Source organism: Thalassobellus citreus, from assembly GCF_044385915.1.
Classification (GTDB): domain Bacteria; phylum Bacteroidota; class Bacteroidia; order Flavobacteriales; family Flavobacteriaceae; genus Thalassobellus; species Thalassobellus citreus.
Genome location: NZ_JBISCC010000125.1, coordinates 361,564 through 376,750 on the forward strand (window position 1 = coordinate 361,564; position 15,187 = coordinate 376,750).

The 15,187-nt window shown below is 33.8% G+C and carries 6 protein-coding genes; all 6 read right to left on the reverse strand.

Translation table 11 applies throughout. From position 1 onward, the window contains the following. Nucleotides 1–28: 28 nt before the first annotated feature. Complete coding sequence (locus ACH5TX_RS11950; RefSeq protein WP_439339731.1) at nt 29–3,397, reverse strand: SusC/RagA family TonB-linked outer membrane protein; 3,369 nt, start codon at nt 3,395–3,397, stop codon at nt 29–31. Between the two features lie 195 nt (nt 3,398–3,592). Continuing rightward, on the reverse strand, nt 3,593–5,611 hold the full coding sequence (locus ACH5TX_RS11955; protein ID WP_439339732.1) for an aceric acid hydrolase: 2,019 nt from the start codon (nt 5,609–5,611) through the stop codon (nt 3,593–3,595). A 4-nt stretch (nt 5,612–5,615) separates the two neighbouring features. After that, complete coding sequence (locus ACH5TX_RS11960; RefSeq protein WP_439339733.1) at nt 5,616–8,087, reverse strand: pectate lyase family protein; 2,472 nt, start codon at nt 8,085–8,087, stop codon at nt 5,616–5,618. Then, a complete protein-coding gene (locus tag ACH5TX_RS11965) occupies nt 8,088–10,421 on the reverse strand; it encodes a DUF5703 domain-containing protein (protein ID WP_439339734.1) in 2,334 nt (777 codons plus the stop codon). Nucleotides 10,422–10,432: 11 nt separating this feature from the next. Continuing rightward, nucleotides 10,433–11,878: a sialate O-acetylesterase gene (locus ACH5TX_RS11970; RefSeq protein WP_439339735.1), complete on the reverse strand. Its 1,446-nt coding sequence runs from the start codon at nt 11,876–11,878 to the stop codon at nt 10,433–10,435. 11 nt (nt 11,879–11,889) lie between these two features. Next, nucleotides 11,890–15,183, reverse strand: a complete 3,294-nt coding sequence (locus tag ACH5TX_RS11975; protein WP_439339736.1) for a glycoside hydrolase family 2 TIM barrel-domain containing protein — start codon at nt 15,181–15,183, stop codon at nt 11,890–11,892. Nucleotides 15,184–15,187 lie beyond the last annotated feature (4 nt).

Sequence of the window (15,187 nt, forward strand, 5' to 3'; positions counted from 1 at the left end):
TTAAACAATTTAAATATTTTAAATATAATTAAAACCCAATATTAAGTCCTAAAGAATAAGTTTTTAACCTAGGATAACTATCGTAAGACCCATAAGGAGACAAGCCATAATCTTTATAAGGATTAAACAAAACAAATGGATTAATTGCAACTAAATTAAGCTTAAAACGACTAATCCCCATTTTACTAGTTATTTTTTTAGGTAAAGAATAACTTAAATTTATATTTCGCATAACTAAGCTAAAACTACTAACCTGCCAAAATTTTGAACTTACGGTATTAATTCCCCCTTCTGTTCCTTCATCTCCTCCATTAACATCTTTAGATAGATTTGGTATAGTTCCGCTTGGGTTTAAAACAGGATCATACATATTTGCCCAAAAAGCAGGCCTGTTCTCTGAATTTGATATAATTTTATCTGAATCAAGACTAGACTTAGCACTACCAACTTCTCGATAACCTCCCCAACCAACATTTAAAACCGTGTTTAAACTAAATTGTTTATAGGCTAACCTAAAAGTAGAAGCAAAACCTTGAGGTCCTTTCGCTGGCTTTTTTAATTGTATTTGATCATATCTATCTACAATACCATCTTTAGGTGCAAAGGTTTTAGTTTCTGGATCCCAAGGCCCTCTTATATCTCTATAATACAACATACCTGGTCTTAATTCAGCAACCGTTTTACCAATAATTTGAGTAATACCAGTTTCGGCAATATAATTATCTATATCTGCTTGTGTTTTAAACATCCCAACATAATCATAGCCCCAAGTACCTATATCAGAAGACCCAGGTTGCTTGTCTTCCCATGGCAGCCAATTATCTGGATTAGTAAAATTCCCTTTAATCTTATTATTGTCATACCAACCCATATTAAAATTAACTCCATAGCTAAAATCCTTACCAACAGTATCAGTCCAACCAATAGAAATTTCTTTTCCCCAAGTATCTACCTCGGCAAAATTAGTAGATGTAGAAGCACCTCCAACCGTAAAAGGTACACCATCTCTAAAATTAACCAATAGCTTTGTCCCTATATTATAAAAGGATTCTATAGTTGTAGATAATCTGTTATTTAAAAATCTTGCCTCAATAGCAAAATTAGTCTTAAATTCTTTTCCCCATCTAATATCTGGGTTTGCTGGACCATTGGCTCGTAAACCAAGAAGCGGATCTCCATTACCACCAAAAACAGCACCCCCACTAGCTACAGCGTCAAAATTTTGTTGCCATTGCCAAGGTTTAGCATCATCTTTCCCTAACAGACCTATAGAACCTCTAAGTTTTAAAAAATCAATAGTATTTGAATTAAAGAAATCTTCCTTAGATATTATCCACCCACCAGAAAGGGTATAAAAATTACCCCAGTAATTTTTTGGAGCAAACTTTGTAGATGCATCCGATCTAAATAAAAATTCTGCAAAATATTTGCCATCATAATTATAGTTTAAACGACCAATATATCCTAAATCTCCTGCTGGTTTAAACCAATTATAAGTATTATCATCATAAACACCTTCAGGTAATTGCCATAACATACCTGTTGACCATTCTGGAACCTCTCCCAACTTAATAGTATTCACTTTGCTCCATTCAGTCTCTGATTTCTCAACAGCAAATAACGCTGATACAGTATGCAAACCAAAATCTCTATTATAAGCAGCCTGAAAGCGTGTTTGTTCTCGAGAGCTTTTAGTATTAGAAAGAAAAATCCTATTACCGTTAGATATCTCTCTTGATTCTCTAATTACATTTGTACCTAAAGGACCTGAACCATTTTCATACAAAATATATGTTTGTTCTGGAGTAGCCACAAATTGAGGCTCACCTAGAGCATTAAAGTTATCTGTAAGATCTGAATCAGCACCAAAAAATTCATAAAGATTGTAAGCTCCTCCTATTTGACTTCCACTACTATTCGATTCTTGTCGCGCATAATTAGCTTTCAATTTCAACCCTTTAATAAATGGTACATCATATTCTACATTAATATTAACAGACACATTATTATCTGAAGAATTATTTATGTTATTTAATCTTTGTATCTCCCCATAATGGTACCCAATGACATCATCATTACCACTTGATCCAATAAGCACTGTAGGCATACCATTAATATACATCGGCATAAATGGTGCTCTATTAATTAGCTGTCTGTAATCATTTTCCTCGTTTGAAGACCCAACACCACTAACGGTTTTACTTATATCGGTAAAATATCCAGACACTTGAAAATCGGCGTTAAATCCTTTAGCTAAACGAATATTAGACCCGGCTCTAAACGACCATTTATCATAATTCAAAGTACCTAAATTACCATCTTGAGTATAGTAAGATATCCCTCCAAAGTACGTAGCATCATCAGTTCCTCCTGTTAAATTAATATTATGCCTTTGGTTCCCTGAAGTTGTCCAATAATCATCTAAAACATTAAAATTCAAAGTTTTAAAATGTTCTAATTCTTTTTCCGAAAAGAAATATTGATTATTATCTGGATTTGATGTATCATATGTTCTTCCTAATCCATTAGGACCATTCATAATATTAAATGCTTTTCCATACTCGTAAGCATTTAGCATTTTAGTTCGATACGTTTCATCTGATATTGAAAAATTTCCTGAGTAAGAAAATTTAGCAGGCCCTTTTTTACCACGCTTGGTTGTAACTAAAACCACACCTTGCGCACCTCTTGAACCATAAATAGCTGCGGAAGCATCTTTTAAGAAAGAAATACTTTCAACTTCTGATGCATCTAAATTATTAAACATCGTAGGATCACTTCTACCATTATCAGGATTTATCTGAACAACTCCGTCAATTACGTATAATGGATCTGTTGATGAACCATCTTTTGCTGTTACATCAGTTCCAGTTATAGGATTACGAATTACAATTTGTGCTGAACCTCCTGGTCTAGACTCACCACCTGAAATACTAACTCCTAAAACACGACCAACTAATGCTGACGATAAATTCCCTACTGGTAAATCTTCAATCTCGTTCATTTTAACAGTAGCTACAGACCCTGTTACTTCTTCTCTTTTCTGTTTACCATAACCAACAACAACAACCTCATCAAGAGCCTCTGTATCTTCTTTTAAAGTGACATTTATTAAAGTTTGACCATCAACTGGTATTTCCTGAGTTTCCATACCTATAAAAGAAAACACAATTGTTCCGTTTGATTTTACAGAAAGGTTAAAGTTTCCGTCAAAGTCTGTGACTACTCCATTATTAGTACCTTTTTCTATAACATTTACACCCGGCACGGGTACTCCTGAAACATCTAGAACTGCACCTGAAACCTTTATTTTACTACTAGTATCTTGCCCAAAACTCGACAGAGTTACCAGACTGAAAAGCAATAAAATACATGCATTAGTAATTACGTTTTTCATACTTATTTGTTTAGTTTATTGTTTAGTATAATTTTATATTATGATTTATAGCCTGCAATATTGCGAAATTAATAATAATTCTATGTTATTTTCGAACGGCGACCAATTTTGTAAATATTGCTTTAAACTCAAAGATACCTCCTTTAAAAACAAAGCCTATCCTGAACTATACTGCCTTTCTTTTTTTTAATAAAATCAATACGACATCCAAACCGTCATATCACCTTTTGATCGATTTCCCCAAGAAAAATACGGCACTAAATTTATGTCGACTGTTTCTTTGTCTTTAGATATTGGCTTATATAATGCTTTACTCCAATCACCTTTTTCAACAAAAGCTTTCCCTTTTATTGCATGTACTTCTCTGTTAGCAATATTAATTTTATTAGTTGTGAATTGAGAATTAATATCTAATACAATATTATTAATATCTGTTTTTTTTGAAATATCTTCAGACTCTAAACAGTACACAATTGGTCCTCGCTTAACTGCTACTTGATTTTTTATTTCTTCAACCAACGGATTTCCTTGCATTAACTCTACAGGCATTGGGATATTAAGCTCTATAACATCTCCTTTTTTCCATTTTCTTGAAATACTTGAATAACTACCTGAAACAACATCTTCATTAATCATCTTATTATTAATAGCTATTGTTGATTCTTGACTCCATCCTGGAATTCTTAAAAACATTGTAAAATCCTTTTTAGGTGCTTTTATTACTCTTAATTGGATGTTTCCATCCCAAGGATAATTTGTTATTTGTTCTAATTCAATTTTATCACCTTCAATACTTTTAGTAATTAAATGATTACTCCCATAAAGATTAACATAAAGCCCTTCTTTTGAAACATTATAAGCATAATTACTAACCTGAGTCAACGTACGTGTTACATTAGGCGCACAGCAGTTTGACCATGCGATATAGCCTTCGCGTTCGCTTCCCCATCGTTGTTTGAAAGGCAAATTACTTGATACACTTAACGGGTTATTATAACAAAACTCAGTTCCCTTAAGGCTTATACCAGATAGCACGCTATTATAAAGTGCTAACTCCATAACATCTGTATATTTTGCATCGCCTGTTAATTGAAGCATTCTCCAATTCCATAATACATTTCCAATATTAGCACAGGTTTCTGTATGTGCCGTTGCATTTGGCAATTGATATGGACGACCATAAGCTTGATGAATTTTTTGTACCTCTGTAGGATCATAAGACGTTCCATCTGGCGACACTCCATCGTACAAAGAACCACAACCTCCCGTGATATACATTTTTCTATAAACCACATCATCCCAAATAGATTCTAAGTTTTCTAATAATTTAGCTTCGCCTGTTTCGGCATATAAATCTGCAATACCTGCATACAAATAATTTGCTCTTACGGCATGCCCCATAGCATTGGTTTGCTCTCTAAACGGAATTCTATCTTGATTATCGTCTGTACCATCATTCGTGGTTCCCCTAATATCTATTAAATTATTTGCTAACTCTAAATAGCGAGGATCTTTTACAGTACGATACATTTCGATAATACCCATATAATGTGACGGGCAAATAGCATTTCTAGCGAGTTCTGGTGATGCTTTTTTATAAAAATCATATAAAAATTCGGCAACACCTTTTGCTACTTCTAAAAAGTTAGTTTTTCCTGTTGCTCTGTAATGTACACATGCCGACGTCATTAAATGCCCCATGTTGTACTTTTCAAACCCTAATTGTTTTTTTAACTCTTCTGGACCTAAAGTGCCCCAACGTTCTTCAATTAAAACAGGTGTATTTATATAACCATCTGCTCTTTGAACTTTAGCAAACATGGTAATAGCTTCATCCATTTGCGCTTCTAACTCAGGATTTTTATTAATAGCATACGCCGATGCCATACCTTCCATAATTTTATAAAAATCGCCATCATGAAAAGAAGGACCTGCATGCTTCCCTTTTATTAATCCTGAAGCTATTTTAAAATTGGCATAAGCATGACTAACGGAATCATTATGATACAAATCCCACATGAAAGGAATTGTATTTTTAGTTTCTACATCAAATTGTTCTTTCCAAAAACCATCTGTCCACACCACATCTTGCAATGCGATACTTTGTAATTTTGTATGCGGACTATTTTCATTTGCTACTAAACCTTTTCCTTGCGAAAACACAAGTGTACTTAAACTAAGCAGACAGATTAATATAAATTTACTTTTCATCATGATTTTATTTAACAAATAAATTAATAATTCGACTCATAGAATCCCCATCGGCATCCTTCACTGTTATTTTAAAAGAAGCCAACCCTTTTTCAATTGCTTTAAATTGAATTGTTTTGTCTTCCAGCGAAATATTAGCATTCTTCACATTTGAAAAACTATAAACAGGATCTTTTTCATAGCCTTTAAAATAATTGTTTAAAGAAAACTCCTTGGTTTCATCTAAAGTCATAAAATAATGTGGTTGAGCCATCCAATGTAAATATTCTTCTAATTGTGTATACCCATTTTTATCGTCATCTGCATTTGAATCAGAAAAGTCATTTGATGTCGACTGCGTGTTTAAACCATGAATATCTTCCCACCAATTTGGTAATCCATCATGATCTGTATCCCAATCATCAGGTCGTGTTTCACTAACAAATTCTGGCCATCCGCCAGCATCATCTTGGGTGTCAATCATACCTGGGAATCCACTTTTACTTCCTTTAAAAGTATAACTTCCTTTAAGAGTTTCATCTACAATACGTGTATCATGATTATCGAAAAATGGTTGATTTGCGCCAACATCAGACAAAACATTTTTATACGCTGCACTGGCTGATTGTGTTTTTACAAAAGATTCGAAAAATGGCTTTTCTACAAAAGTTTCAAAATCTACAACCGCTCCTTTACTTAGGCGTATAGTTGCACCATCTTCTTGTGAGTTTTCATCAAAATGCCCAGGCATAACATTTCCTTTAAAAAAATACTGTTGCATACCCTTACCAAGTCCTTCATGTTGCACTTTTAAAGCATAAAAGAATTTAGTACTAGCTCCCGGTTTGTAATAATTATTTACAAAATTCACCTCACTAGCACCTCCATCAGTCGCTCTTTTTCCCCAATTATAAACTACATTATTTCTTATATCTAATTTTCCTGCATAATAGCCATCGCCATTTAAACCGCCACCTAAGCTCCAGTTTCTTCCATAATTATGCGCTAATAAATTATGATGAAAACTTCCAATATCACCACCAATAGTTGCTGCATAACCATGCATAGCGCCATTTCCATACTTATGATGGTCGGCTAAATTTAAAGCTTCAGAAATTAGGGTGCGCTGTAATGTAATATTATGTGCACTTCTTGAACTAAACGATTCATCAATTGTCCAACTTATAGAACAATGGTCGATAATACTGTTATTAGCACCTGTAAGCCCCATGCCATCAAAGGTTTTTCCTGATCCTATTCTCACTTTTAAAAATCGAACAATGCCATCATTTCCTGTAAGACCAATGGGCGCTCTAGTTATAGTAATACCTTCTCCTGGTGCAGTTTGACCTGCAATGGTTGTATAAGGTTGATTGACAACTAGTCTTGATTTTAATTCTATATTACCAGATACATTAAAAACAATGGTTCTAGGACCAATATCTTGATTTACAGCATCACGTAAACTTCCTGGTCCGTCATCATTTAAATTAGTAACTTCAACAACTTTTCCGCCTCGTCCACCAATTGCAAAACGCCCATACCCTTCGGCTTCTGGAAAGGCTAATTGTGCGGGTTTAAACGACCAAACGTTTCCTTGAGTTTCATTACCTTCTGCATCTACCTCATCAACACGCCAATAATAGGTATTCATGCTATATAAATCATTGACATTAAATTTATTTTCGGCTAATACACCTTTAAATTCTGAAGTGTTTTCATTAGCTTCTAATATTGCTTTTTCATCTTCACCAAAATATAATTTATGAGACACTGTGCCTTTTGGCGATTGCCATTGTAACTGTAAATCATCTTCAAAAACAACATGTTCATCTTTTGATTCTGGTAATGGCGTATGCGCTTGTTTTTTTAAATCTGGTGTATCAATTTCAAAGCCATTAATTATCATTTGCCATATATAAAATCTAGGACGCACCACTTCACCACCTAAATCCATTACAAATTTGATTAAAACGTCTTCATTTGTTTTAGCATTAAAAGTAACATAGCCTGTTCCGCATCCTATTTTCGAAAAAGCTCTATTTGATGGTTGTACTGTTTCAGTAAGTTTATCGTTTACATAAATTTTAATATCAGGAAATATTTTAGCTTCAATTTTATCGAATGTATTATGAAATGTAAGCAGTGAGTGTTTCCCTGCTTTTAATCCGCTAATCGACATTTCTAAAGTATCACCAGTAGCTAACCCATCACTTCCTAGTCTATTATAATGAGGCGCTTGAATACCAACCTTAAACCATTTAGAGCTAAAATCCCCTTTTAGTTTTACCGAAACATCTCCAAAGGTTTTTTTAGCTTCTTTTTGTTCTTCAATAACCCATGACTCATAATTAGGATCGGACACTTCTTTTAATTTTCTACCTGAAAAATCAAAATCTACTTTTACAATTTGTTTTTCTGTTTTTTCTTGGCATTGTACATTTAAAATTAGCACAATAACTAATACAAAATAACCTAACAGGCTTTTAAGTGTTTTCATTTAATTCAGATTCTTTTTTTCGTTTAAATTTAATTCTATCAGATTTATTATATCTTTTTCTCTTGATTCTGGTAAAACTTCTATAATATTTACCTCGCCATTTTTAAGCGCTACTTCTACTGTTGTATTGTTGGTAGCATGCAACTTAAAATGTACATTCCATTTTTTTGGCCATGCAGGAAATAAATAGATTTTACCATTTGCTTCTTGCATAAGCATGTCTTGCATACCAATCATTCCTGAACCTCCCCAGTTATGATCTGGAACCCAATCGAATCCTGGTCCCCAAAACGCAGGAAAGCGTCTTCCTGAATCGGCCATTTTTAAAAGGCTATATTTTGCTGCTTCATCAGTTAACCCTAAATGTGCTGCAAAAATATTATCCTGTTTCCAACCTACGTGACTTCTAAATTTTATAGCATCTTTATCGTATTTCCATGTGTTTTGCGCTACTTCTAAATCGGGTAATCCAATACCGTAAATCCCCCAAGGAAACACAGGGTATAATGCTGCAGGTTCGGTGTTATTTATACGTTCCCAAGATTTTGCTGGCGCTAATACTTTATAATGATTAATTTCTTCAAAATTTAAAGGCGGAATTCTGGTTTGAAATGCTTTTATATAATCAACATTTTCTTTACTTAAATCTTTAGCTGAAACTTTTAATAATTTTTCTGAAATAACTTTTAAAGCTGAAATAGTACTATTTGCATTGTATGCCATTTTATAAGTCTCGACTGCAGAACCTGGATATAACACTAAATACCCATTGGCATCCAACGCTTTTCGACCTCTTTTTTTAGCTAAATACTGATAGTGTTCATCAAAAAACCGCAGGCAACTTAAAATGAAATCATTGTATTTTTCAACATTAAGGTTAGCATATTCGTTTTGCTCTAACATCATTTTACAAAACTCGAAAACCGTGTCCCATTGATATTCTAACCAAGCATTGTATTGCATTCCTGGGTCGTAATCTACTGGTCGCTTCCAGCTGTATTCAGCAGGGTTTGGCAATCCGAAATTCTCTAATTGTTCGGTAAATGAAGCACCATCATGATTCCAATACACTTGCGTTCGTAACTCAGCATTCTTCTGCAAGGTTAAATAATAATCTAATTGCGATGTCATCATATCGAAATCACCACTTTTCAACATCGGAAAATATACTAAACGCTGATTTTGTTGTGTCATCGTGCCGCCTCCCCAATTTCTAAAATCTGGTGTAAAGTTTAAATCAGATTTTACATAAACAGGGTCATAAGTAAATAATCCGCCGTTAAACTTTGTTGGATATTTTCCATAGGCATTACACCCTAACATGTATCGGAATAACTGATAATTTTGACCTATTTGATAGACTGAATCTTTTTCTGTTGAATTACTTTTTTGTGTGTAAATAAAACTTCTATTCCAAAATTGATTCCACCATGCTATTGTGTTTTTTTCTGCTTTCTTTTCTTTTGATTTATATGATGATACTAAATCTTGCAATCCATCATTCCAAATAGCAATGTTTTTATCTTGATTGGTATGTAAATACAGTTTTAACTGATGCTTTTTACTTGGTTTTACACTTTCTAAACTAAAGCCTTTGAAATCGGTATCTTGATAAACATCTGTATACGTTCCAACTGGTTTCATGTTTTTACCAATCATAACACCACCAAATGTTCTGTTTTTTAAAGGATTCATCATTTGATCCTTAACTGATTCCATTTTTTGTTGCTTAACAGCTACATCAAAAACAGTCTGTTCTCGATTTTGGTGATAAAACTTAACCCCATTTTTTTCAAAACCAATAGAATCTTTATACGTTATAATCTCGCCTTGTGGTGCCCATTTATAAGAATTCGCATTATTCGCCTTCCCTTTTACTTGTCGGTTTTTATAACGCCATGATTCATAAGACGCTGTCATTTTTAAAGGGGTTTTACTCTCTAAATCTAAATAAATGACAGGATTAAAAACATCAACCCAAAGCTTTATTTTAGTATTTTTTTGACTGATTGAAATACAACCTTCTTTTAAATTTAATTCTTGCTTGAAACCTTCATTATCTTTAAACGGATTGGGGTCTAATTGAACTTTAACACGTCCTAACTTCAACAAGGTATTATGCTCATCGAATGTACCACTTCTTGACACATAAAAGTATACATCGCCTTTTTCAACCCACACATTTAAGCCAATATCGCCACCTCCTATGGGCATGGATTCTGACGAGTTCTCACTTTGGGTTGTCCAAATTTGGTTGTAACTATCAAGTACAGGAATTTGCGCTTCAACATAAAGCGTAAAAAACAAAAACAAACCTATTACTTGAAACTTCATGTCTCTAAAATTTATTCTTTATACCAGTTATCAGTTCTAAAAGAAGACATTGGCAATCCACCTGCACTATAAATTTCAGCTTTAGTAAAATCTTTAAACAAATAGCGAATCGCTACTGGTTTTTCTACTCTTGGAGAAGATAATAAAACTGATTTTCTTCTAACCACAGCTTGTGCTGGATAAAAGACTTTATTTTCGCCTGCTATCTCAAAACCTATAGATTCTTCACCAAACGTTGTAATACCATTAGGTATATTTTTAAAAGATACTGTTACCGTACTTCCTTTTACTTCCATAGCATCAAACTCTGGACTTTCAGACTCAAAACCTTCCATTCCATAAGTTTTAGCCAATGCTAAATAGGCTAATCGTTGTCCGCCCTTTTCTTTATCAACTGGGTGAATATTGTGTTTTTCGCCTACATCCATTAAAACAGCCATAGCTGAATTTGGAATTTCTTTGGATGCTTGTAATTGTGCTTCTCTTAAATAAGCTGAATTGTATTTTTCTAAATTGTCATTTGGATGATAAACACTATAATCAAATGGTGCAATTTGTGCAAAGTAAAACGGAAACTCGCCTTGACTCCATAAGTCTCTCCAACTGCTAACCATCTTTTTAAATAAGTCTTTATATTCAAACGGTCTATCGCGGTTCGATTCCCCTTGATACCAAATAGCACCTTTAATACCGTAACCAATTACTGGCGATAACATACCATTAAATAATGTTGTTGGTTTTCTGTTTGGCGCGCCTTTTAACTCTGTTTCATTTCTAGGAATTGGAAGTGTATTATCAAAATCTTTTAGCATTTCTTCATTCATCCAAGCTTCAACATTTGAACCTCCGTAAGACACTTCAACCATGCCAACAGGTACATTTAACACCTCCTGAAGTAATGAACCAAAATACCACGCCGTGGCACTAAAATTACCAGTAGTTTGTGGAGATGCTTCTTGCCAATGCCCATCAAAATCATTTTTAGGCTCTAGAACTGTAGATCTTGGAACCGTTATAAACCGAATTTGGTTATTTCTAGAATGTACAATGGCTTCATTGCCGCCTCTTACAGGTTGTCCTGTAAACCCTTTTAAAGGCATTTCCATGTTTGACTGCCCTGAACACAACCAAACTTCGCCAATTAACACATTTTTAATCGTTACAACTTCTGAAGCTTGTTTGATTTGAATGGTATAAGGTCCACCAAAAGCAGGTGTTTTTATTTTTGTTTTCCACGCTCCATGCTTATCAACTTTAACCTCATAGGTTTTAGAATCCCAAGATGTTGTAATAAAAAGCGTTTCTCCTTTAGTTGCCCATCCCCAAATTGGCGCTTCCATTTCCTGTTGAAGCATCATATTATCTGAAAACAAAGCAGGTAATTTTATCTGTGCATTCACATTTAAAACGCTTAACACACCTAACAATAGAAACAATAATGACTTATAATTTTTCATTGTATGAAATTTTAATATTTAAACTTTTCAAGACTTTTATTTAATCCATCTTTAGATAAATTAAATGGCATTAAATAAAAACTGTATTCATAATCCTTTGCAGGAATTTGATATTTATCTATAGGCGCAGAAACTGGTGACCAACTGTCATTCCCTCCAATACCCATTTGAAGTAAATCGATATTTACGGTTAAATACCCTGCATCAATTAAATCGAATGTATGCTTCGCTTCATTTAAATTTTCTTGGGTATACGGCCAAACGCTCATACTTAATGGTTGTTTTTCTTTAACCACCACAAGACCTTCATTCTTATTTTGTTCTGTAAATGCCATCCATCTTACATCTGTACGATTTCCGTTTTCTTGAGGCATTACGTAAGGTTCTGTAAATTTATCTAATGGCAATGAGTAATGTTCAATTGGGAATCCGAAACTACGATCAATGTAATTTTCCAATTCGCCTTTTCCATACCAAGACACTTGTTTAAACTCATTTTTAACGCCCATTTGCATGCCTATTTTCGGCATATTTGGTAAGTCTTTTGAAGCCTTTAATTTGTAATCTACTTTAATAGTGCCATCAGATTTAATACGACACGAAACAGAAACTTGAGCGCTATCTTTAATCACTTCATAATTAGAAATCACCAAAACATCATTTCCTGATTTTTTAGTTTTTACTGAAGTTAATTTTGGTGTCGCTTTATACCACTGTTTTAAAAGTTTATATGGTTTCCATCCTTTTTGATCGTTATCAGTTAACGGACGTTTGAAATTTGGTAATAAAGGCGCAAACACTTGTTCTTTTCCTTTAAAAACATACGAGCTTAAAGCACCTTTTTCTTTACTAAATTTAATATCGAAATTGAATCCTTTTATATTGAAATTCTGTTCTGTTTCAGATAATGAAATATCATTTTTATTATCTAAAACCTTATAATCAACTGTATCTTTCGCTTTTAAAAGGAATTGATCTTCTGCAACTACAAATCCTTTTTTAGCCCAAACTTCATCTTGAGTTAATTGAAACTGCAACTTCACAAAATATTCACGTTCTGTTTTCAATTTAGGCAGATACTTTTCTATATTGAAAACCTTTTTATCTCCTGCCTCTATATCAAAAACCTTTAAAGTTTCTTCCTTTATAAGCTTACCATTTTCAAAAAATTGTAAAACAGGACTGTACGCCGCTAAAGATTGTGTTGCTTGTCTGTTTTTAATAGTAAGCTGATTATTTTCTAAACTACAGGTAGCTGACTGATAAATCCATTTATTTTCAAACATAGCTGCTTTAGGTCGCCCATCGGAAGCTACAATGCCGTTTATATTAAAATTACCATGATGTCTTTCTTCTCCAAAATCGCCACCATAAGCATAAAATTCTTGTCCTGTGTTTTCGTCTATTTTTAATAAACCTTGGTCTTTAAAATCCCAGATACAACCACCTATCATTCTTGGTAATGTTCGAAATTCATCCCATAATTCTTTTAAATTCCCTGTTGAATTCCCCATAGAATGCGAATACTCCACAAATATAATTGGACGGATATCTGCTTTTAAATCGACTAAATATTTAGGTGTAAAAACCCCTGGATAAAAACGACTCACCATATCTACATAAGGCTCATCTTGCGGATTTTCAAAACGATGCGCATGATCTACCGTTTTTGGGTATTTAGGATCTCGCGGGTCGATATAACCATCTAAACGCGGGTTGCCTTGTGCTGGCTCGTAATGTAACGGTCTGGTAATATCAAAATCATGAACCCAACCTGCCATAGCTGCATGGTTTGGCCCTTTACCTGATTCATTTCCTAAACTCCAAAACACAACACTTGGATGGTTTTTATCACGCTCTACCATACGACTCATACGTTCTACATACGCATTAGTCCATTGCGGATTATTACTTAACAATCCACCTAAACCATGGGTTTCTAAATTGGCTTCATCCATAACCATAATACCATATTCATCACATAAATCGTAGAAATAAGGATCGTTAGGATAATGACTAGTTCTAATGGTATTAAAGTTGAATTGTTTTATGGTTTTTACGTCTTCTTCAAGGTCTTTGCGGGTTAATGCTTTGCCTCGAATATGATGATGATCGTGACGATTTACACCGTACACATAGGTTTCTTTTCCGTTAATTAAAAGTTTCCCGTTATCTTTAGAAAATTCAATAGACCGAAAACCAACTTTACACGATTTAACTTCTGAAATATTGCCGTTTTCATCTTTTAAAGTTAATAGTAATGTGTATAAATTCGGAACTTCAGAACTCCATTTCAAAGGGTTTTTTATGGTTTCTTCAAAAAAACCAAAACGCACATTATCTAATCTTGGATAGCTTTCATTTATAATATCGGCAGCTGATGTAGATATTGGTTTTTCGAACAAAGGCTCTTTCTTATTGTTATACAGTTGAAACTCGAAGGTTTGTTTTCGAATGGTATCACCTGTAAGATTCTCTAATTTGGGTCTTAATTGAAAAACGGCATCTTCATAAGATTTATCTAGTTTTGTTTGATAAAAGAAATCTTGAATACGCAACTTAGGCTCTGCCATAATAAACACTTCGCGCTGAATGCCACTCATGCGCCAATGGTCTTGATCTTCTAAATATGATGCATCACTATGACGTATTACTTGAACCGAAATAGTATTTTCTCCTGATTTTAAATAAGGTGTAATATTAAATTCTGAAGGCAAAAAACTATCTTCTCCATACCCTAAAAAATCGCCATTAAGCCACACTTGAAACGCAGAACTTACAGCTCCAAAATGAAGCGTAACTGTCATATCCTTTTGCCATTCTTTAGGCACTTTAAATTTTCGTTGATAAGACGCTATGCCATTAGTATCCTTAGGAACATATGGAGGATTTATAGGACGGAATGGATACATGGAACTCATATAAATAGGAATGCCATAGCCTTTTAATTCTATATTAGAAGGCACCTCTATTTTATCCCAACCTTGAACATCTTTTTTATAAAAATCTGTAGGAGCTTCTTTTAAATTTACACTGTATTTAAAATCCCACTCGCCATTCAACATTTTAAGACGACTCTTCGCTCTATTGCCTTCTAATGCATCTTCAATAGTTGCATACGAATATGATGTAGCTCGTGCAGGTTGTCTATTAATACTTGTAACCGTTGGATCTTCCCAAGGTGCATAACTATATTTTTGAGGTTGTTCTGGAATACCTGCAGGGTCACCAGAAACTGTTTGTGCTTGACCACCCCAAAAGCTACTTATGGCTAAAACAAATAATAAAATATTACTTTTTTTCATCTTC